Raw genomic sequence first — 21,054 nt, forward strand, 5'->3', positions numbered from 1 at the left:
GGCTGCCAGCACTGACGTGATAGCCGCAGTCAGCGTGGTTTTACCGTGGTCGACGTGGCCAATGGTGCCCACGTTGACGTGGGGCTTGGTACGCGTGAATTTTTCTTTTCCCATTTTTCAATTCTCCAAAGAGCTAGTTCCCGTGTACAGGTTTAATGTTTGCACAGTGTTGCTGGATCGCCTCGCACGGGAACAAGGCGGCACACCATCGCAGACAGGGGGATCAAACAAAACAGTTCTTGGCAAAAACCAAGCACTGTTCTATCAATTTTTACTTAGCGCGGGAAGCCATGATGGCTTCGGATACGTTACGTGGCGCCTCCGAGTAATGCTTGAATTCCATCGTGTATGTGGCACGTCCTTGGGACATGGAACGCAACGTGGTGGAATAACCAAACATTTCCGACAGAGGCACTTCAGCCTTGATGGCCTTGCCGCCACCGACCATGTCTTCCATGCCCTGGACCATGCCGCGACGTGACGCCAAATCGCCCATCACGTTACCAGCATAGTCTTCAGGCGTTTCCACCTCGACAGCCATCATCGGCTCCAGAATCACTGGGCCAGCCTTGCGGCAACCTTCTTTGAATCCGAAGATGGCGGCCATCTTAAAGGCCAGCTCATTCGAGTCCACATCATGGTAAGAGCCGAAATGCAACGTGACCTTGACATCCACCACCGGGTAGCCAGCCAGCACGCCTTGGGTCACGGCTTCGTTGATGCCTTTTTCAACCGCAGGAATGTACTCGCGGGGCACCGTACCGCCCTTGATTGCGTCCACAAACTCAATGCCTTTGCCAGGCTCATTGGGTTCGATCTTCAACACCACGTGACCATACTGGCCCTTGCCGCCGGACTGGCGAACAAACTTACCTTCAGCGTCTTCCACCGTCTTGCGAATGGTTTCGCGGTAGGACACTTGTGGTTTGCCGACGTTGGCTTCCACGCCAAACTCACGCTTCATGCGATCAACAATAATTTCCAAGTGCAGCTCACCCATACCAGCGATCAAGGTCTGACCCGACTCTTCGTCGGTCTTGACGCGGAAAGATGGATCTTCTTGCGCCAAACGCTGCAAAGCGATACCCATTTTTTCCTGATCAACCTTGGTCTTGGGTTCCACGGCCTGGGTAATCACCGGCTCCGGGAACACCATGCGCTCCAACATCACGATAGCCGATGGGTCGCACAGGGTCTCACCTGTAGTCACATCTTTCAAACCGATACAGGCAGCGATGTCACCGGCGACGATTTCGCTAACTTCTTCGCGGTTGTTGGCGTGCATTTGTACGATCCGCCCGATGCGCTCTTTCTTGCCGCGAATGGGGTTAAAGACGGTGTCACCCTTGGTCAAAACGCCCGAATAAACACGCACGAAGGTCAACTGACCAACGAACGGGTCGGTCATCAATTTGAAGGCCAGAGCGGAGAACTTCTCGGTGTCGCTGGCTTGGCGTACGACGGGATTTTCATCCTCGTCCATACCCTTGACAGGTGGAATATCCACAGGCGACGGCATGAATTCAATCACGGCATCCAGCATACGCTGCACGCCTTTGTTCTTGAAGGCAGAGCCGCAGTACATGGGCTGGATTTCGCTGGCGATCGTACGCGTACGAATACCGAACTTGATCTCTTCTTCAGTCAACTCACCTTCTTCAAGGTATTTGTTCATCAGCTCTTCATTGGCTTCAGCCGCGGCCTCAACCATCTTCTCGCGCCACTCCTTGGCCACTTCGACCAAGTCGGCAGGGATATCACGGTAGTCAAACAACATACCTTGTGACGCCTCATCCCAGATGATGGCCTTCATTTTGATCAGGTCAACCACGCCAGTGAAGTTTTCTTCAGCACCGATTGGGATCACCATGGGCACAGGGTTGGCCTTCAGGCGCAATTTCATCTGGTCCACGACCTTGAAGAAGTTGGCACCCGTGCGGTCCATCTTGTTAACAAAAGCCAAACGAGGCACTTTGTACTTGTTAGCCTGACGCCAGACGGTCTCGGACTGGGGCTGAACACCACCCACGGCACAATAAACCATACAAGCGCCGTCAAGCACGCGCATGGAACGCTCGACTTCAATCGTGAAGTCAACGTGTCCAGGGGTGTCAATGATGTTGATCCGGTGCTCGGGCAAGGACTTGTCCATACCCTTCCAGAAACATGTCGTGGCAGCAGAGGTGATCGTGATGCCACGCTCTTGCTCCTGCTCCATCCAGTCCATGGTGGCCGCGCCGTCATGAACTTCACCAATCTTGTGGTTCACACCGGTGTAAAAAAGTACGCGCTCGGTGGTGGTTGTCTTACCAGCGTCAATGTGAGCCGAAATACCGATATTGCGGTAGCGTTCAATGGGGGTATGGCGAGCCATGATGGATCCTTGGTTGATCTGTATATTCAAACCGCTACCCGCAAAGACTTGTGATCTTTGCACCGTAGCGTGCGGCTTTCACACCATGAGCAATCCAGAGACCAATGCGCAAGGCCTGGCACAAGATTGCGACGGCGGGTGAAAGCCGCGCAGTAGCCGTCTTAGAAACGGAAGTGAGAGAAGGCCTTGTTGGCTTCAGCCATGCGGTGAACTTCGTCACGCTTCTTCATGGCGCCGCCACGGCCTTCGGTGGCTTCCATCAACTCATTGGCCAGACGCAGGGCCATCGATTTTTCACCGCGCTTGCGAGCAGCTTCTTTAATCCAGCGCATGGACAAAGCCAGACGACGGACGGGACGCACTTCCACAGGCACTTGGTAGTTTGCACCACCAACGCGACGGGACTTCACCTCAACCATGGGCTTGACATTGTTGATGGCCATGGTGAAGGCTTCAACCGGGTCTTTACCCGGGTTTTTCTTTTCGATCTGCTCAAGAGCACCATAAATGATGCGCTCAGCAACCGCTTTTTTGCCGCCTTCCATGATCACGTTCATGAATTTGGACAACTCGACATTACCGAACTTTGGATCCGGCAGAATTTCACGTTTAGGGACTTCGCGACGACGTGGCATTTTTTCACCTCTTATTTGCTTCAGTTGGCATCAATATCTGACGCCGCAAAAACCATTTTGGTTTTCACTTACTCGACCCAACAGCGGGTCACTACGTTGAATCACCGCGCCACGCGGGAGACAACACCTTTATTTTTCCGAACAAGCGTTGGCTTATTTGGCTTTTGGCTTTTTCGCACCGTACTTGGAGCGCGACTGCTTGCGATCTTTCACGCCTTGCAAATCGAGCGAACCGCGCACGATGTGGTAACGCACACCCGGCAAATCCTTGACGCGTCCACCACGCACGAGCACCACTGAGTGCTCCTGCAGGTTGTGGCCTTCACCGCCGATGTAGGAGATAACTTCGAATCCGTTGGTCAGGCGCACTTTGGCGACTTTACGCAGAGCCGAGTTAGGCTTCTTTGGCGTTGTGGTGTACACACGGGTGCACACACCACGACGCTGTGGAGAGTTTTGCATCGCGGGGCTTTTTGACTTGATCGTTTCGACCTCGCGCCCCTGACGTACTAATTGATTGATGGTTGGCATTGAAAAACGTCCCTAAACGTTTGGTAACTAAAACTTAAAAACTTCGAAAACGTGAAACCCTTCGGAAATTCCGAAAAGCCTTCCACTATATCAGGACAAGGGTTTTCACGCAATCAACTTCTGCTGCAGTAAAAAAGCTGGATAGTTAGCAGACGCCAACTATGTTTTTAGCCCTTTTTACTTGATCCACAGCCGAATCGAGTCCCATGCACGGCCCAAAACCCCTGCTTGCTCGACCGCTTCCAGCGCGACCAAGGGGACGTCGACCAAGCTCTGATCGCCATTGGTAATCTTCAGCGTGGCCAGCTGCTGACCTTTGGCAAACGGGGCCACCAAGGGATCAGCGCGAACCACTTGCGTTTTGACCTTGCTTGCCGTGCCTGCGGGCACTGCCACCATGATGGCTTCCGGCCGCCCCAGATTGACGACGCTGGACTTGCCTTTCCAAACCGCTGGAGAGACCACCGCCTGGTTGGCGTCAAAGAGTTTGACCGCTTCATAGGCCGTGTAGCCCCAGTTCAGCAATTTCTGGGACTCATTGGCGCGCGCATTCTCGCTGGCTGTACCCAACACGATCGACAACAGGCGACGGCTGCCAAGTGCAGCAGGCGAGCCAGCGGGTGCACCCTGAGTGATCAAGCTGGGGAAGTTACGCTTCGCCGTTGCAATCAGGCAATAGCCTGCGGCGTCGGTGTGACCCGTCTTCAAACCATCCACAGTGGGGTCGCGGAACAAAAGCAGATTTCGGTTGCTGTCATTGGTCGCCGGCGTGCCTTCGTAGCGGTATTTCTTGATGGCGTAATAGGCTACATAATCAGGAAAATCGTGCATCAACCGGATGGCAAGAACACCGAGGTCGCGTGCTGTCGTGATGTGTCCAGCCTCGGTCAGGCCTTCTGGGTTGCGGTAACTGGTCGATTTCATACCCAGCGCTTTGGCCTGTTCATTCATGAGCTGAACAAAGCGTTCGGCGGTACCACCAACGCCTTCGGCGAGCGCCATTGTGGCGTCATTGCCGCTTTGGACAATCATGCCTTTGATGAGGTCTTCCACGGGCACCTTCATCTTGGGATCAATGAACATGCGTGATCCCGGCATCTTCCAGGCACGCTCGCTGACCGGCAACGTCTGTTTGAGCTCAATCTTCTTGCTGCGCAAGGCATCAAATACCAGATACGCCGTCATCAGCTTGGTCAGCGATGCGGGCTCCACCGGGGCATCAATGCCCTTTTCTGCAAGCACCTGGTTGGCCGTGACATCCAGCAGCAGATAGGAGCGCGCTGCAATTTCGGGCGGTTGCGGCGTTTGTGCGGCGACTGAAAAGCACATCGCAGCGGCGAGGGAAAGGAGGAATTTTTTCATGAAAATGCGGGTGCATCCGTCATCAAGACAACGGAGGATGTGTGATTTAACTGCTATGAATAAAATAGCTGACTGCGTATATTTTACGCGGGCCAGCGGCATATTTGACTCAACGCCCGACGTTGGCGGGCACGAGCAGACGCTCAACCACTTTGCCGTTTTTGAGGTGGGACTCCACGATTTCGTCAATGTCATCACTGTCCACAAAGGTGTACCAGACGGCCTCTGGGTACACCACAGCGACCGGCCCGGCCGCACAACGGTCGAGGCAGCCGGCCTTGTTGACCCGAACCTGGCCCGGACCCGACAGCCCAGCCGCCTTGATCTGGAGTTTGCAGCGGTCGAAACCTTCCTGCGCTTTATGTTGGGCACAGCATTCTTCGCCGTTTTTTCGCTCATTGAGACAGAAAAAGATGTGCCGCTCGTAATAAGAGGGGGGCGCCTGGGGGGCAAATATTGGTTCACTCATGAACATGATTCTAGTTTTTTGGCTCGCGTCCCCAGACCTGCGTCAACACGTACACCATGGCGGCATAAGGCCAAATCCAGCCCACCCACTGGGCCAGACCATTGAACCGGATAAACCGCCCCTGCTCCCAATTGGCCAGCGTTTGCGCAAAATACGGGCTCGCGGGCGCCTGATTGAGCAAGCTCAGGTAGACGCCCAAGGCCAGCAACACCAAGGCCGCGCAGGCCCGGCGGGGCAGCCACAACGACAAAATCACCAGGATGAGGGCGGTGACCAGGCCAGCTTTCACCGGCAAGCTGAACCATGCCAGGGCGTGCTCCGGACCATAGCTCAAGGCCGCCGAAAGAACGGTGGCGCCCACACCCACGACGAACATGGCGAGCAAAAACAGGGCCCTGATGTTCACCTTGCGAATGATGCAATAGCCGAGCAGGCATGGAATCATGAACCCCAGCATCACGCACACCATCTCGGCGCCAGGCACCAGCGGCTGCAGCTCAATGTCGCGCACCGGCAACCAATCCAGAAATGGCGTGTCCTCCAGGGCATCTGCCAAAGCAGCCTCCAGCCGCTCCAGCACTTGGCCCAAGCCAAACGGCACCGAGGCCGGAAACAACAAGGCGAGCGGCCACAAGGCCAGCAAGACAAGCCCGCCGCGCGCGTCCGTCACAAACCAGCGGGCGCGCAAGCGGCTCCAATGGTCAATCGCGCCGAACTTCTCCATCGCCCAGGCCATCAGTGCGCCCACGCCCGCACCGGCCACATTGAGCGCCAGGTCAACGTTGGACGGGACTCGGGTAGGCAGGTAGCTCTGCAGTGACTCCATGGTCAGTGACACCCCCCCCGCCGCCAGCATGGCCAAGACGACAGAGAAACGGCCCCTGTCACTGCGCACCGCACTGACGACCAGCAAAAACCCAAGTGGCAGGTAACCCAGCATGTTGATGGCCACATCAAAGCCGGTCCAATATTTGGGCAGGGCACTGTCAAGGAAAGCCCAGGGCACGATGCCCTGGTAACGCAAGTCGGCAAAGGGATACAGGCTGGCGTAAACGATGAGCCCGATATAGATCAGCGCCAGAGGCCAGGCGGAGGTCTTGTGCATCGGCTAACGGCCCGTCAAAACGGCTTGACCACCACCAGCACCACAGCCGTCAGCAGGAGCAGCACCGGCACCTCGTTGAACCATCGGTACCAGACATGACTGCGCCCCCGGTCGCCCCGCACAAACTTTTTCAGCATCACCCCGCAGGCGTGGTGGTAGCCCAGCGCCAGCACAACGACGAACAGTTTGGCGTGCATCCAGCCGTTGCCCGGGCCTTGGCCAATGCCGTAGCCCAGCCACAGCCACAGACCGAGCGCCACGGCAGGGACCGCCAGCATGGTGGTGAAACGCATGAGTTTTCGGGCCATGAGCAGCAGCCGTTCACGCTCGGCAACGGACTGTGGCGGCACCATGGCCAGGTTCACAAAAATGCGCGGAAGGTAGAACAGGCCGGCAAACCAGCTGGCAACGAAAACAATATGGAAAGATTTGACCCAAAGCATGCAAACAGTTTAGGCCAAAAAAAACCCCAGCACGAATGCTGGGGTGGTAAGCCTATTTGCTGTCACACATCAAGGCCCCGCTCAGGGAGGAAAAGCGGGAGGCAGCGAACTGCCCGCTCGTAATTTATCAAAATTACGCCGTGATTACAAGATCCGGGGGGAATTATTTTTAGACGGCCCTGCCAAAAAGCAATCACGCCTTACACTTTTCTGCATGACATCACATGCCCCCTACCCCATGGGTCGCCCCCGCCGACTGCGGCGCGACACCTTCACGCGCAACCTGGTGCGCGAAAACAGCCTCACGCCCCACGACCTGATCTACCCGGTATTTGTGGTGGACGGACAACGCCAGCGGGAAACGATTGCCTCCATGCCGGGCGTGGAGCGCCTGAGTCTGGACCTGCTGCTGCCCGTGGCAGAGGAATGCGTGAAGCTGGGGATTCCCGTCATGGCCCTGTTTCCGGTGATTGACCCGGCGCTCAAAACGCCGGACGGGCGGGAAGCACTGAACCCCGATGGCCTGGTGCCACGCGTGGTGCGGGCGCTGAAAAAGGAATTCCCGGACCTGGGCGTCATGACCGATGTGGCTCTGGACCCCTTCACCAGCCACGGCCAGGACGGCTTGCCCGACCCCAACCCGGCCGAGAACGGCTACATCATGAACGACGCCACCATTGAGGTGCTGGTGAAACAGGCCCTGACACAAGCCGGCGCGGGCGTGGACATTGTGGCGCCCAGCGACATGATGGATGGCCGCATTGGCGCCATCCGGCACGCTTTGGAGGCCAACCACTTCATTCATACCCGCATCATGGCCTACAGCGCCAAGTACGCCAGTGCGTTTTATGGCCCGTTCCGCGACGCCGTCGGCTCGGCGGCGAACCTGGGGAAAAGCAACAAGAAGGTCTACCAGATGGACCCGGGCAACTCCGACGAAGCCTTGCGCGAAGTGGCCATGGACATTGCCGAAGGCGCCGACATGGTGATGGTCAAGCCCGGCATGCCTTACCTGGACGTGGTGCGCCGCGTCAAGGACTCCTTCTTGGTGCCCACGTTCGCCTACCAGGTCAGCGGTGAATACGCCATGCTCAAGGCCGCCGCCCTCAATGGCTGGCTGGACCACGATGCCGTCATGATGGAAAGCCTGCTGGCGTTCAAGCGCGCCGGGGCCGATGGTGTGCTGACCTACTTTGCGATGGATGCAGCTCGTCTGCTACAAAAACAATAGCTACTTGTGCACGGCTGACGCGCGCTACAGCCCTATTTCTCATAAATTTACCACCCCACGCCGCCCATGAGAATTTTCACCATCAATGGCACCCAGGTCACCGAGAGCGAGGCGTCCACGCCGCTGGCTGACCTGCGAATGCCCGTGAATGGCTACCTCTGGATTGCCTGCGCACGGCGCGAGTTTGAAGTCATGCAAGGGCAAATCCAGGCCACGCTGCAAGCCCTGTGCGGCATGCAACTGGTGGACCTGCACATCTCCGACTTGCTGAACAACCAGCTGCCCTCGCATTACGACTACACCTCGCAATACGACCTGATGGTGTTTCGCCGACTGGCCGCAGGCCATACCGAGACCGACCTGGCCCACCCCGGCCTGCCCCTGCACCGCGCGCCGACCCGGGGCGGGCCACCCATCTTGCGACGCATTGACACTAGCCCGGTGGGCTTTGCGGTGTTCGACCACATTTTGCTCACCGTCCACCCGACCGATTGCGCGGTGCGCGATGCCTACGCCGCCAAGCTGTTGAGTGCGGCGTCTGCCGCCTCCCACGCGGCAGGCGCTCGTCTGCCAAGCAGCCCGGCCGACCTGATGCTGCGCGTCATCAACCACATGGTGGACGGTTATCTGGACCTGCGCCGGGAGCTGACGCACCAGCTGGACCATTGGCAGTCCGAGCTGCTGAACCCCAAAACGCGCTTCAACAACTGGGGCGCCCTGCTGGACGCCCGGTTGTCACTGCACCATCTGGACGAGATCTGCGAAGACCAGCGCGCCGCCCTGCAAGACTGGATCGAAGCCATCAAAACCTGGCCCGATGCCGACACCCCCGCCGGACAGCGTGAGCGCGACCTGCTGCAGGTGCGCAGCCGCGATGTGCTGGAGCACATTGAGCGGGTGGTGCACCATGTGCGCCGCCTGGAGCAAAGTGCCGAGACCGCGGTGCAGATGCACTTCAACGCCCAAAGTCACCGCACCAACGAGATCATGCGCACGCTCACGGTACTGACCGCCATCTTCCTGCCCCTGAACCTGATTGCCGGTATTTTTGGCATGAATTTCGAGTTCATTCCATTGCTGCACCGTTCCAACGGTTTCCTGATCGCCTTGGGTTTCATGGGGTTGATTGCCGTCGGACTGGTGGTGTTTTTCTGGCGCAAACGTTATCTGGAGCGCTCCGCCCGCTAAAACCCGGCCCGCGGCGGGTGTACTCAGCGTCGAGCTGATCGAGCAGCACCGGAGTCAAGCCAGATGTTGGGCAAAAAACGCCAGCGTGCGCTCGCTTGCCAGGGCAGCCGCCGCCGCGTCGTAGGCGCCGCGGTGGTCACAGTTGAAGCCGTGGTGGGCCGGGTAAATGTGCATCTCCACCTCGGGATGCCCCTGCCTGAATGCCTCGACACCGTCCATGGGAATCGACGGGTCGCGGTCCGAGAAATGCGCCAGCACCGGGCAGCGCGGTGTGCGGGCGATCTCGACCGGGCTGGTCATGCCGCCACCGTAATACGGCACGGCCGCGCTGACCCCGGACAGAAGGCAAGCCGCGCGCCAGGCCAACAAGCCACCCCAGCAGTAACCCACCACACCCACCTTGTGGGCCCCACCCGTCGCGCCCGCCTGTGCCGCGTAATGGACGGCCGCCTGCACGTCCTGCATCACGCCAGGCGCTGGCAGTGCTTCGACAAGCGCCTTCAAGTCCTTGCCCACATCAATATCCTCGGGCGTGTAGCCCAGCGCCACCCCCTGCCGGACCCGGTGGAAGGTGGCTGGCGCGATGGCCAGGTAACCCTGGGCGGCGAAGCCATCGGCCACCGCGCGAATGTGGGGGTTGACGCCAAAAATCTCCTGCAGCACCACCACCGCGCCTCGGGCAGGCCCTGCGGGTTGCGCCACGTAGGCAGGAAACTGGAAGCCATCGGCAGCGGTCAGTTCAATGAATTGGGTCATGAAGAATCCTTAAAAAAATAGCGAAGAAGGCCATCAAGCCGCTGAATCGATCAGCTTGCGTTCGACAAAATCAAGGCGATCCTGTCCCCAGAACAACTCGCCGTCAACGCAATAACTGGGCGCGCCAAACACACCCGCGTCAATCGCCGCCTGGGTGTTGGCGGCATATTGACCGGTCACGCGCGGGCTGTGCGACTGCGCCAGCCGCCCGGCGGGCAAACCACATTCGTCCAGCAACTCGGCCAGGGTTTGGGCGCTGGCAATGTCGCGCTCCTGCGCCCAGACGGCTGCAAACACGGCGCCGCTCAAACGCAGGGCGGCGTCATTGCCCTCCTCCAGCACCACAGCAATGATCAGGCGCGACGCCGCGTCGGCCGACACCGGAAAGTAACGGGGTTGCAGGTTGAGCGGCATCCCCAGGGCATCGCGAAACCGCGCCAGCTCCAGCAGCCGGTAGGCCTGGCGTTGCGGGGCCCGTTTGGGCAATGGCAACCCGCCCGAGACGGCAAACACCTGGCCAAAGTCCGCGGGCAAGACCCGCACCGGCCGACCACTGGTTTTCATCATGGCCACGAAGCGGGTGTGCCCCAGGTAGGTCCAGGGACTTTGCACGGCCAGGTAATAGTCAACAGGATCGCTCAAGGTGTCTCCTTCGGATGTTGGGGGCTGAGATGGCGGTGTGCCGTCCGTGGCGAACCTGCGCGCTACGATGGCGGGACACAGCCAATCATTGTTACCCCATTTCCCACCAGCGGGCAGGAAGCAGCATGAACCCAATCCTTTTAGTCACCGGCGGCTCGCGCGGCATTGGCGCGGCCACGGCCCTGCTGGCCGCGCAACGAGGCTACGCCGTGGCCGTGAACTACACCGCCAACTCACTGGCCGCCGACGAGGTGGTGCGGCAAATTCGCGCAAGCGGTGGCCACGCCATCACGGTGCAGGCCAACGTGGGCGTGGAGGCCGAGGTGATGGCCATGTTCGAAAAAATCGATGCCAAACTCGGCCGCCTCACCGCGCTGGTCAACAACGCGGGGGTGGTGGACGTGGCAGCCCGCGTGGACGAGATGACGGTGGCGCGGATCCAGCGCATGTTCGACATCAACGTGCTGGGCAGCTTTGTGTGCGCACGCGAAGCCGTCAAACGCATGAGCACCCGTTTTGGCGGGGCGGGCGGTGCCATCGTCAACGTCTCCAGTGCGGCAGCGCGCCTGGGTGGCGCGGGCCAGTACGTGGACTATGCCGCGAGCAAGGGCGCCATCGACTCACTGACCATCGGGCTGGCGAAAGAAGTGGCGCTGGAGGGCATTCGCGTCAATGCGGTGCGACCCGGCATCATCGAGACCGACATCCATGCCTCGGGCGGCCAGCCTGAGCGGGCCCGCCAGATGGCGCCGCTGGTGCCGATGCAGCGCGCCGGCACAGCGATGGAGGTCGCGCAGGCGATCCTGTGGCTGCTGTCGGGCGAGTCCAGCTACACCACCGGGTCGATGCTGGACGTGGCGGGCGGCCGCTAGACACGACTTGCCCGCGGGTAGACGCGCCGGTCGGACGCCCGCCTGTAGACGGCCTTGCAGCTTGATATGGATGTGGCCTGCCAGCCACCCGGCATGCTAAGCTGACCGTCCTTTCACACCATGTCATTGACGATTGGAGCTGATCATGCCGGGCTTGCTTCCTCAGGTTGACCCCACCGGGTTACTCGAATTTTCCGTGGTGTACACCGACCGCGCGCTCAACCACATGTCCCAGAGTTTCCAGGGCGTCATGAAAGACATCTCCGGCATTCTCAAAGAGGTCTACCACGCCAAGTCCGTCGCACTGGTGCCCGGCAGCGGCACCTTCGGCATGGAAGCGGTGGCCCGTCAGTTTGCCACCGGCCAGAAGGTGCTGGTCATCCGCAACGGCTGGTTCAGCTACCGCTGGAGCCAGATTTTCGACATGGGCAAGATTCCGTCCGAGGCCATCGTCATGAAAGCCCGCCGTCAGGGCGACGACCGGCAAGCGCCTTATGCGCCCGCGCCCATCGACGAGGTGGTCGCCACCATCCAAGCCGAGAAACCCGCCGTCGTGTTCGCCCCCCACGTGGAAACCGCCTGCGGCATGATCCTGCCCGACGACTACCTGCGTGCCGTGGCCGACGCCGTGCACTCGGTGGGCGGCCTGTTTGTACTGGACTGCATTGCCTCCGGCGCGATCTGGGTGGATATGGAGGCCACCGGCGTGGACGTGCTGATCAGCGCGCCGCAAAAAGGCTGGAGCGGTTCACCCTGCTGCGCCCTGGTGATGTTGAGCGAACTCGCCCGCACCCGCATTGACAGCACCACCAGCAGCAGTTTTGCCTGCGACCTGCGCAAGTGGCTGCAAATCATGGAAGCCTATGAAAACGGCGGCCACGCCTACCACGCCACCATGCCCACCGATGCACTGACGCGTCTGCGCGAGGTGATGAAGGAAACGCAAAACTACGGCTTTGAGAAAGTGCGCGCCGAGCAACAGCAACTGGGGGACGCCGTGCGTGCCTTGTTTGAGAGCAAAGGCATCAAAAGCGTGGCAGCGGAAGGATTCCAGGCACCCGGCGTGGTGGTGAGCTACACCGACGATGCCGACATTCAATCGTCCAAAAAATTCCTCGCGCAAGGCCTGCAAACTGCCGCCGGGGTGCCGCTGCAATGCGACGAACCGGCCGACTTCAGGACCTTTCGCGTGGGCCTGTTTGGGCTGGAAAAACTGCACAACATCGAGCGCACGGTCCAGCAACTGGAAACCGCGCTCAACGCGGTGCTCTGAGAACCACGCCTCATGGATTTCAAACCCCTCGTCACGCTGCTGGCCATCGTCAACCCCCTGGCCATCGTGCCGTTTTTCATTCACTACACGCTCGACTTCACCGCAGAACAGCGGCGGCGCACGATCCTCATTTCTGCGTTCAGCACCTTTGTGGTGATTGCCGTCAGCGCGCTGATGGGCCTGCACATCCTGGAGTTTTTTGGCATCTCGCTGGCCAGCTTTCAGGTGGGCGGCGGCATGCTGCTGCTGACCTCGGCACTGGCCATGCTCAACGCACAACCAGCAGAAGCGAAGTCGAATGAAGAAGAAATGCACGACGCGGCAGCCCGCGCCAGCATTGCCGTGGTGCCGCTCACGATCCCCCTGTTGACCGGCCCGGCCACCATGTCCACCGTGGTAATTTACGCCGACAAGGCCAAGACCGTGCTGCAACTCACCACGCTGGTCGGTTACGGCGTGGTCATCGCACTGGCGACCGCCGTGTGCTTTTCATTGGCGCAGCCGATTGCGCGCGGCCTGGGCAAAACCGGCATCAACGTGATGACGCGGCTGATGGGCCTGATCCTGGCCGCGCTGGCCGTGGAAGTGATGTCGGACGGGCTGGTGAAGCTGTTTCCGGTGCTGGCGCGCTGAGCCGCCCGCCTCGCTTGACCGGTCAATATCATCATGGCGCTCACGTGGACAGACTCGCTGGGGAACATGGACTGGGAAGAACTCGCCAGCCTGTACCGCATCGCCCCCCTGGGCAACAAAACAGCCAGCGGGCTGCAAAAGGCCTTCTCCAACAGCCGCTACACCTGCTTTGTCTTTGAAGGCGGCCGCCTGGTCGGCGCCGGCCGGGCACTGGCCGACGGCGTGGACACCTCGTACATCTGCGACGTGGCCGTGCACCCTGGCCATCAAGGTACGGGTATCGGCAAAGACATCATCAAACGACTGGCGCAACACTCGGCGGAGCACAAGAAAATCATCCTGTATGCCGTGCCCGGCAAGGAACCGTTCTATCGCAAACTGGGCTTCAAACGCATGACAACGGCGATGGCGATTTTCAAGGACCAGGAGCAAGCGCTGGCGCGTGGGCTGGTGGACGAGCACTGAGTCGGACCAGGTGCGTCAAGTTTTTGCTATTTATTTAATAGCTGCCTCCGAACGTTCCACCTGGGCTACAGGCACTTTCTCTATAAATCAGCGCCCACCCCTACTTCACGTTCGCCACCAGGTAATCAATCCACACCCGCAGCTTGGCTGGCAAAAACCGGTTCGGCGGGTACAGCAGCCAGGCCATGCCGGCGTAGTCGGTGGCGTGCTCCCAGTCGGTGAGCACCGTCACCAGTTCGCCACGGGCCAGGCTGGCGCGGGCGGTGAACTCGGGCAGGCTGGCGATGCCCAGGTGGTTTAACGCGCCTTCCAGCCGCACCTCGCTGTGGTTGGCCACGTAGCGGCCGCTCACCTTCACTGTGACCTCGTCGCCCGCGCGGCGAAAGCGCCAGTGGCGGTCGCGCTCCACGTCGCCCAGGTACAGGCAGCTGTGCCGGGCCAGCTCACGCGGATGCAACGGCGTGCCATGCGTGGCCAGGTACTGCGGCGTGGCGCAGGCCAGGTGGGGAATCCGCATGAGCGGGCGCCCGGCCAGGCCCGGCGGCGGAGCGTCGGTGATGCGGATGGCCAAGTCGATGGCTTCTTCAAACAGGTCCACCGTGCGGTCGGTAATAACCAGTTGCACATCCACCTCTGGGTACTGCTGCAAGAAGGCGGGCATGAGCGGATGCACCACCTGGCGGCCAAAGGCCTTGGGCATGCTGATGCGCACCAGGCCGCGCGGGGTGGCGGTGTTGGTGTCGCTCAGCGCCAGCACCTCGCGTGCGGCGGCCACCAGGGTCTGGCAACGGGTGTAGGCGGCGGTGCCGGCTTCGGTCAGGCGCAGTTTGCGGGTGGTGCGCTCCAGCAGCCGCACGCGCAACACACCTTCGAGCCGTGCCACCTGGCGGCTCACCGCCGAGGGCGTGACACCCAACTGCCGCGCGGCCTCGGAGAAACTGCCGGCCTCCACCACGCGGGCAAATGCGGCCATGTCGGGCAGGCTGTCTAGCGGGTTATTGATGCTCATCACGCACAGGTGTAGTTCTGATAAGCCAGATTATCAAGCTCAGGGATCAAATTGATAATTCGGCTTTCTTCCGACCATCTTCCCATCCACGAGCCTTTGCCATGACCTCTGTTGCGCTGTCGCCGCCCCACAAATTGTTGAACCTGTCGGACCTGACGCTCTTGCTGGTGGCCGTGGTCTGGGGCACCAGCTACGGCGTGGCCAAGGGGGCGCTGGCGTTTTACCCGGTGCTGGGTTTTTTGGCGGTGCGCTTTTTGCTCACCTTTGCGATGCTGTTGCCCACCCTGCTGTGCGCCAGCACGCAGCAACGACGCGATGCCGTTCGCACCGGCTTGCCGCTGGGGGCGCTGATGCTGGGTATTTTTCTGTGCGAAACCTTTGGTGTGGCGCACACGCAGGCCAGCAACGCGGCGTTCCTGATCAGCCTGTGTGTGGTGTTCACGCCGTTTGCGCAGTGGTGGTTGCTGGGCAGCCGCCCGGCGCGGGCGATGTTTGTGTTTGCCGGTGTGTCGCTGTTGGGCGCGGCCTTGCTCAGTGGCGGGCTGGCGGGTGAGTTGGGTCTGGGCGACGGCTTGATGCTGGTGGCGGCCGTGCTGCGCGCCGTCACGGTCTGCCAGACCAGCAAGCTCACCCAACGCAGCAGCGCACCGGCGCTGGCGCTCACCGCGGTGCAGGCGGGCGTGATTGGTTTGGGCAGCCTGCTGCTGGCCTTGTGCACGCCGCAAGGGCTGCCACCACTGCCGTACGATGCGGCCTTCTGGCAGGCCAGCCTGTACCTGGTGCTGGGCTGCACGGTGTTTGCGTTCTTCGCGCAAAACTGGGCCTTGAAGCACAGTTCGCCCAGCCGCGTGGCCTTGCTGACCAGCAGCGAGCCCGCTTTTGGCGCGCTGTTTGCGGTGCTCTGGTTGGGCGAGGGGCTCAGCGTCTGGGGCTGGCTGGGCGGCGGGCTGATCGTGGGCGCGGCCTTGTGGACGACGGCCAAACGGGGGTGAACGGCGCACTGCCTAGAATCGGGCGCACCGCAAAAACCTGATTCATTCACCCCTTCTGAAAATGCCCCCACTCCACATCCGACGCGCCACCGTGGCCGACATCAAGCACATCGCGCCGCTGTTTGACGCCTATCGCCAGTTCTACGAACAGGCACCTGATTTGGCGCGGGCCACAGCCTTCATCGGCCAGCGGCTGGAGAAAGAAGAATCCGTCATCTTGCTGGCGACCCATGCCCACGGTGAGCCCGTGGGCTTCTGCCAGTTGTACCCCAGCTTCTGCTCGGTCGAGGCCCTGCCGATTTATGCGCTCTACGACCTGTTCGTGCGGCCCGAGGTGCGGCGCACGGGCGCAGGCAAGGCGCTGCTGCTCGCGGCCGAGCAGCACGCCGCAGACAAGGGCTTCGCCCGCATGGACCTCACCACCGCCCACACCAACCTCTCAGCCCAGGCTTTGTACGAGTCGCTGGGTTGGGTGCGCGATGCGGTTTTTCTGGCCTACAGCAAGCGGGTTGCCTAAGAGTCGCCGTCAAGCCCCATCCGGCCTGATCTGCGCGCGGGCGATCACGGGTTTCCAGCGGGCCAGTTCGGCCTTGATGAAGGCATCAAACTCGGCTGCGGTGCCGCCCACGGCCAGGGCGGTTTCATTGGACAGCTTCTCTTTGACGATGCTGCCGCGCGCGGCCTTGATGGCTTCGCCCTCCAGCTTCGCTAGGTTGGCCTTGGGCCATTTGGAAGGGGCCATCAGGCCGTACCACTGCGTCATCTCAAAGCCTTTGTAGCCCTGCTCGGCCACGGTGGGCACATCGGGCAGTTGCGGCAAGCGCGTGGACGTGCCGGTGGCGATGCAACGCAGTTTGCCCGCCTTGATGAACGCCAACAGCGCGGGCGCCCCCACCGAGGCGGCTTGCAGGCGGCCGGCCATCAGGTCGGTCAGCATGGGGCCGGTGCCACGGTAGGGCACGTGCAACATGAAGGTCTCGGTGGCCATCTTCAGGTACTCGAACGCCAGGTGCCCGGCACTGCCGTTGCCCGCGGAGCCGTAGTTGAGCTGGCCCGGTTTGGACTTGGCGTAGGCCACGAATTCCTTCAGGTTTTTCACCGGCAAATCGGGGTGCACCACATACAGGCTGGGCACCTTGGCGAGCAGCGTGATGGGGGCAAAGTCGCGCGCCGCGTCATAGGGCAGCTTGGGGAAGATGAAGGGGTTGACGACCAGCGTGCCGATGTGCCCCAGCACCAGGGTGTGCTCGTCCGTGGAGTTGGCCACTTCCTGCATGGCAATGTTGCCGGCGGCGCCGGGCTTGTTTTCCACAAACACATTCTGGCCGATGGTCTTGGCCATTTCAGCGGCCACGGCACGGGCCACGATTTCAGAACTGCCGCCGGGCGCAAACGGCACCACCAGACGCAGCGGCTTGGAGGGCCAGGTTTGCGCGTGGGCGGCCAAGAAAGGCGAGGTGGCCAGCGCTGCCGCGCCGGTGTGGGTGAGCCATTGGCGGCGGGACAGGGTATGTTGAAAGTTCGTCATGATGATGAGCGGTTAGGTAATGGTTGAGGAAAGGGGTTGCGCAAAGAGGTGACGGGAAGGCTATTCGAGCACGATGCCGCGCGCCTTGACCACGCGGGACCACAGCGCCATTTGCTGGCGCACAAAGCTTTGGGCGGTGTCGGGGCTGCCTTTCTGGATCTCGCCGCCGAGCTGCGCAATACGCGCCTTGACCTCGGGGGCGTCCAGCGTTTTTTGCAGTGCGGCCGACACTTTGGCCACCACGGCATCGGGCGTTCCGGCCGGGGCCAGCACCACATTCCACTCGTAAACCTCGGCACCATTCACACCGGCTTCGGCCAGCGTGGGAACGTCGGGCAGGATGGGGGTGCGCCGGGCGCTGGTGACCGCCAGGGCACGAAGCCTGCCGGACTGGATGTGCCCCAGGGTGGAAGCCAGGTTGCCGAAAAACACCGGCACTTGCCCGCCCACCACGTCGTTGAGTGCCGGGCCGCCGCCTTTGTACGGGATGTGCGCCATCTCGACCCGGGCCGCAGACTCAAACAACGCGCCCGCCAGATGCTGGGCCGAACCGTTGCCGGACGAGGCGAACGCCACGGTGTCTTTGCCCGCCCTGGCCGCCGCCACGAGGTCCGCCACCGACTTGGCGGGGAACTGGGCATTGACCAGCAACACATTGGGGAACAGCGCCACGATGCCAATCGGGCGAAACGCCTTGTCGGTGTCGTAAGGCAATTTGGCGTAGAGCGACGGGTTGACCGCGAACGAGGACGCGTCGAGCATCAGCGTGTGGCCGTCCGGCGCCGCTTTGGCCACGGCTGCGGCGCCAATTTGCCCACCGGCACCGGGTTTGTTTTCCACCATCACCGGTTGGCCCAAGGCCTCCCCCAGCTTGGGGGCGAGCAAACGCGCCATCGTGTCGGCGCCGCCACCCGGGGGATAGGTCACCACCAGGGTGATGGGTCTGGACGGCCAGACCGGTGCCGTGTCGGCCTGTGCGGTGGCCACGCCCAGCCAAGAAGATGCTACTAAAACAATAGCTACTCCCGAACGGTGTACCTGGGCTACAGGCCGTTTTGATCTAAAAAATTCAACATTCACGCTTGTCTCCAGTCATTGTTATGTCAACTAATCGGCCCGTCAGCGCACCTGCGCGGTGTACTGAAAAGCAAAGGCGTCGCCCAGCGTGGTGCGCAGTTCCACGCAACGGCCACTCAAGTCAAAAGCGCGCCGCTGCACCTGCACGCAGGGATGGCCCACGTCGAGTTGCAGCAGCGCCGCCTGAGCGGCGTCCAGCAGGCCAAAGCTCAGGTTGTCTTCGGCGCGGTGAATGGTCACGCCGCACACCCGCTGGTACATGGGGTAGAGCAGGTCATCCCAGGCGGCGGTGTCGGACTGGGCCAGGGCCTCAAAGCCGGGCAGCGGCAACACCAGTTGCTCCAGCAGGCAGGGCTTGGCGCTCAGGCTGCGCAGGCGCTGCAACTGGATGACGCTGGCGCCCACGGGCAAGCCCAGGGCATCCGCCACATCGGCGCTGGCCAACTGCACCGTGCGCCGCAGAATGGTGGATTGAGGCGCGGCCATTCGGTCGTCGCCCTGAGAAAAACGGAAAAACCGCAGCATCGACGCGCCATCCAGACCCGCCCGCACAAACGTGCCGCGCCCGTGCACGCGCTCCAGCAAGCCCTGCGCCACCAGCAGCGCCAAAGCCTGGCGCAAGGTGCCCAAGGCAACGCCGTGTTCTTTGGCCAACACCGCTTCGGCCGGCAAGGCGGTGCCGGGCACCCACTCGCCTTGCATGATGCGCGCCCGCAGCGTCGCGGCCAGCCAGCCATAGCGGCTCTGGCCGGGGGCGGGCTGGTCGGCGGTGGGTGACGTGTTGCCGGTTTGGGTGGCGTCCATTGATTTAGTCCTCTAGATGACTAGAATGTAATCCATGAACTCCGAAATGTCAAAACCGCAGCCCGGTCAAGCGGATGCGCCTTGCCAAGTGGACACGCACTTTCATGTGTTTGAGGCGGGCCAGGCGCGCCCCGGCGCGCGCTACACCCCCGCCTATGCCGCCACCGGGCGGGCTTGGCGGGCCGCAGCCACATCGGCAGGGGTCACGCATGGCGTGCTGGTGCAGACCAGCTTCATGGGCACCGACAACCGGCAGCTACTTGCCGAATTGGCCCAGCACCCCGACACACTGCGCGGTGTCGCGGTGGTCGCGCCCGACGCGACCCTGGCGGAATTGGCGTTGTTGCACACCCAGGGCGTGCGCGGCATCCGGCTCAATCTGGCGGGGCAGATGCACCGTGTGAGCCACTGGGCAGGCGCCACCGCGCTGTGGGATGCGCTACTGCAAATGGGCTGGCATGTGGAGCTGCACACCGACACGGGGGGGCTACCCGCGGTGCTGGACGCCTTGCCGCAGGCCCTGCCCGTGGTGGTCGACCATTTCGGCAAGCCGCACCAAGTGTCGCGACATGACGCCACCGTCAGGGCGCTACAGCGCCGAGCGCCATCGGGCGGAGCGGGCCACGTCCCTTCAACCGTGCGCGCGATCCACATCAAACTCAGTGCCGCCTACCGTCTTCAAGCGGCGGTGAATCCGCGCGAACTGGCCCAACTCTGGCGGGATGAGTTGGGCCCGCAGGCGCTTCTGTGGGGCAGCGACTGGCCTTGCACCAACCACGAGTCACAGGCTGATTACGCAGCGCTTCATGCCGCCCTGAACGACTGGGTGGGCCCCTCGCAGGACGTGGTGGACGCGGTCAGGTCAAGCAACCCGATGCGGCTGTATTGGGGAAATTAGCAGCCCAATCGAAGGGCACGTCGCTTAGACCCCAAAGTATCCCGGTCAATGCTTGCGCCATCTGCTCGATCTGCTGACAACGCCCCGCCTCGGACTTGCCCTGCCCCTAAAATCTCACCCGTTCAACCCAACTTATCAAATGCCCCCCATGAAAAAATACCTACTTGCCGCCCTGCTTTGTGTGGGCGCCGTTGGCCAGTCGATGGCAACTGTCACCTACTTCTCGGAAAACTTTGCGGACCTGAACGCATGGACGCCCAATACGCCGTCCTACGCGTCGGTGAGCGGCAATGTGCTGTCCTTTAGCCAAGGCAACTCCGGCGGTGACATCTACACAACAGCCAGTTTCACGGGCGGATTCGTCAACTTTGACTACCTGGGCGCGCTAGACTTCGACAGCGGCGGTTACGTGGGGTTCAGCCAGGGTTTTCCCGGCACCCACACCTGGCTGGCGGGTTCGTCGAGCTCCTACGTCACGCCAGTTACGTTGATCAACGATGACACCTGGCACCACTACAGCATCGCGTTGACCGGCACGGGTCACATCATGCTGGAGCAATTCGCCAGCAATATCCCGGGGCAAGCTCAATTTCGGAGCCTGTCGGTGACCGATGTGGCGGACTCCACCGTTCCAGAACCCGAAACCCTGGCCCTGATGCTGACCAGCCTGGGTTTGATGGCCATGGTTCTTCGTCGCAAAACGAAGTCCGTCTGACCTCAGGTGCGCTGAAAAACTAGGGGGCTTCGGCCCCCGTTTTTATGGGCGG

General features: G+C 61.3%; 24 protein-coding genes. 10 read left to right on the top strand and 14 right to left on the bottom strand.

Features of this window, described 5'->3' with window-relative positions:
* From AC097N_RS14440 to AC097N_RS14475, 8 genes are all read right to left on the bottom strand, one after another.
* Window positions 1–114: GTP-binding protein (locus AC097N_RS14440; RefSeq protein WP_479582318.1), on the bottom strand; the 114-nt coding region annotated here is incomplete at its 3' end.
* A gap of 157 nt (window positions 115–271) precedes the next feature.
* Window positions 272–2,374, bottom strand: coding sequence for an elongation factor G (gene fusA / locus AC097N_RS14445; protein ID WP_479582053.1), 2,103 nt, complete (start codon window positions 2,372–2,374; stop codon window positions 272–274).
* A 161-nt stretch (window positions 2,375–2,535) separates the two neighbouring features.
* The gene (rpsG, locus tag AC097N_RS14450; RefSeq protein ID WP_114968651.1) at window positions 2,536–3,009 is read right to left on the bottom strand and encodes a 30S ribosomal protein S7; all 474 of its coding nucleotides are present in this window, start codon (window positions 3,007–3,009) and stop codon (window positions 2,536–2,538) included.
* A gap of 153 nt (window positions 3,010–3,162) precedes the next feature.
* The gene (rpsL, locus tag AC097N_RS14455; protein ID WP_011466063.1) at window positions 3,163–3,540 is read right to left on the bottom strand and encodes a 30S ribosomal protein S12; all 378 of its coding nucleotides are present in this window, start codon (window positions 3,538–3,540) and stop codon (window positions 3,163–3,165) included.
* Between the two features lie 177 nt (window positions 3,541–3,717).
* The gene (locus AC097N_RS14460; protein ID WP_479582060.1) at window positions 3,718–4,902 is read right to left on the bottom strand and encodes a D-alanyl-D-alanine carboxypeptidase family protein; all 1,185 of its coding nucleotides are present in this window, start codon (window positions 4,900–4,902) and stop codon (window positions 3,718–3,720) included.
* Window positions 4,903–5,011: 109 nt separating this feature from the next.
* Window positions 5,012–5,371 carry a (2Fe-2S) ferredoxin domain-containing protein gene (locus AC097N_RS14465; protein ID WP_479582062.1) on the bottom strand — a complete coding sequence of 120 codons (360 nt, stop codon included), beginning with the start codon at window positions 5,369–5,371 and terminating at the stop codon, window positions 5,012–5,014.
* 10 nt (window positions 5,372–5,381) lie between these two features.
* Window positions 5,382–6,476: a VanZ family protein gene (locus AC097N_RS14470; protein ID WP_479582064.1), complete on the bottom strand. Its 1,095-nt coding sequence runs from the start codon at window positions 6,474–6,476 to the stop codon at window positions 5,382–5,384.
* Between the two features lie 14 nt (window positions 6,477–6,490).
* Complete coding sequence (locus tag AC097N_RS14475; protein ID WP_479582066.1) at window positions 6,491–6,919, bottom strand: CopD family protein; 429 nt, start codon at window positions 6,917–6,919, stop codon at window positions 6,491–6,493.
* A gap of 214 nt (window positions 6,920–7,133) precedes the next feature.
* On the opposite strand from AC097N_RS14475, the gene hemB reads away from it, so the two are divergent.
* Complete coding sequence (gene hemB, locus AC097N_RS14480; protein WP_479582068.1) at window positions 7,134–8,150, top strand: porphobilinogen synthase; 1,017 nt, start codon at window positions 7,134–7,136, stop codon at window positions 8,148–8,150.
* A 66-nt stretch (window positions 8,151–8,216) separates the two neighbouring features.
* Entirely contained in the window at window positions 8,217–9,338 is a 1,122-nt protein-coding gene (locus AC097N_RS14485; protein WP_479582070.1) for a magnesium transporter CorA family protein, read from the top strand.
* Between the two features lie 54 nt (window positions 9,339–9,392).
* On the opposite strand, the gene AC097N_RS14490 is transcribed toward AC097N_RS14485, so the two are convergent.
* Window positions 9,393–10,094 (bottom strand): dienelactone hydrolase family protein, encoded by a 702-nt coding sequence (locus AC097N_RS14490; RefSeq protein ID WP_479582073.1) that lies wholly within the window; start codon window positions 10,092–10,094, stop codon window positions 9,393–9,395.
* Window positions 10,095–10,127: 33 nt separating this feature from the next.
* On the bottom strand, window positions 10,128–10,736 hold the full coding sequence (locus AC097N_RS14495; RefSeq protein ID WP_479582075.1) for a DsbA family protein: 609 nt from the start codon (window positions 10,734–10,736) through the stop codon (window positions 10,128–10,130).
* Window positions 10,737–10,861: 125 nt separating this feature from the next.
* Here AC097N_RS14495 and AC097N_RS14500 point away from each other — a divergent pair, with 125 nt between their 5' ends.
* The 4 genes from AC097N_RS14500 to AC097N_RS14515 all read left to right on the top strand — a co-directional run bounded on the left by AC097N_RS14500 (window position 10,862) and on the right by AC097N_RS14515 (window position 13,979).
* Entirely contained in the window at window positions 10,862–11,608 is a 747-nt protein-coding gene (locus AC097N_RS14500; RefSeq protein WP_479582077.1) for an SDR family oxidoreductase, read from the top strand.
* 145 nt (window positions 11,609–11,753) lie between these two features.
* Window positions 11,754–12,881, top strand: a complete 1,128-nt coding sequence (locus tag AC097N_RS14505) for an aminotransferase class V-fold PLP-dependent enzyme (RefSeq protein ID WP_479582079.1) — start codon at window positions 11,754–11,756, stop codon at window positions 12,879–12,881.
* Between the two features lie 12 nt (window positions 12,882–12,893).
* A complete protein-coding gene (locus AC097N_RS14510) occupies window positions 12,894–13,514 on the top strand; it encodes a MarC family protein (RefSeq protein WP_479582081.1) in 621 nt (206 codons plus the stop codon).
* Between the two features lie 33 nt (window positions 13,515–13,547).
* A complete protein-coding gene (locus AC097N_RS14515; RefSeq protein ID WP_479582083.1) occupies window positions 13,548–13,979 on the top strand; it encodes a GNAT family N-acetyltransferase in 432 nt (143 codons plus the stop codon).
* Between the two features lie 100 nt (window positions 13,980–14,079).
* Here AC097N_RS14515 and AC097N_RS14520 read toward each other — a convergent pair whose 3' ends face one another.
* A complete protein-coding gene (locus AC097N_RS14520; RefSeq protein ID WP_479582085.1) occupies window positions 14,080–14,988 on the bottom strand; it encodes a LysR family transcriptional regulator in 909 nt (302 codons plus the stop codon).
* A gap of 101 nt (window positions 14,989–15,089) precedes the next feature.
* Between AC097N_RS14520 and AC097N_RS14525 the strand changes: the two genes are divergently transcribed.
* Window positions 15,090–15,980, top strand: coding sequence for a DMT family transporter (locus AC097N_RS14525; RefSeq protein WP_479582087.1), 891 nt, complete (start codon window positions 15,090–15,092; stop codon window positions 15,978–15,980).
* Window positions 15,981–16,041: 61 nt separating this feature from the next.
* Complete coding sequence (locus AC097N_RS14530) at window positions 16,042–16,497, top strand: N-acetyltransferase family protein (RefSeq protein WP_479582089.1); 456 nt, start codon at window positions 16,042–16,044, stop codon at window positions 16,495–16,497.
* A 9-nt stretch (window positions 16,498–16,506) separates the two neighbouring features.
* Here the strand turns inward: AC097N_RS14530 and AC097N_RS14535 are convergent, their stop codons facing one another.
* From AC097N_RS14535 to AC097N_RS14545, 3 genes are all read right to left on the bottom strand, one after another.
* Complete coding sequence (locus AC097N_RS14535) at window positions 16,507–17,508, bottom strand: Bug family tripartite tricarboxylate transporter substrate binding protein (RefSeq protein ID WP_479582091.1); 1,002 nt, start codon at window positions 17,506–17,508, stop codon at window positions 16,507–16,509.
* 60 nt (window positions 17,509–17,568) lie between these two features.
* Window positions 17,569–18,525: a tripartite tricarboxylate transporter substrate binding protein gene (locus AC097N_RS14540; protein ID WP_479582319.1), complete on the bottom strand. Its 957-nt coding sequence runs from the start codon at window positions 18,523–18,525 to the stop codon at window positions 17,569–17,571.
* Window positions 18,526–18,627: 102 nt separating this feature from the next.
* A complete protein-coding gene (locus AC097N_RS14545; RefSeq protein WP_479582093.1) occupies window positions 18,628–19,389 on the bottom strand; it encodes a GntR family transcriptional regulator in 762 nt (253 codons plus the stop codon).
* Between the two features lie 34 nt (window positions 19,390–19,423).
* On the opposite strand from AC097N_RS14545, the gene AC097N_RS14550 reads away from it, so the two are divergent.
* Together AC097N_RS14550 and AC097N_RS14555 are read left to right on the top strand one after the other, a co-directional pair.
* Window positions 19,424–20,287, top strand: coding sequence for an amidohydrolase family protein (locus tag AC097N_RS14550; RefSeq protein WP_479582095.1), 864 nt, complete (start codon window positions 19,424–19,426; stop codon window positions 20,285–20,287).
* A gap of 148 nt (window positions 20,288–20,435) precedes the next feature.
* Window positions 20,436–21,002: a PEP-CTERM sorting domain-containing protein gene (locus tag AC097N_RS14555; protein WP_479582097.1), complete on the top strand. Its 567-nt coding sequence runs from the start codon at window positions 20,436–20,438 to the stop codon at window positions 21,000–21,002.
* The last annotated feature ends 52 nt before the right edge of the window (window positions 21,003–21,054 follow it).

It is taken from the genome of Rhodoferax sp. LS1R11, from assembly GCF_056521395.1.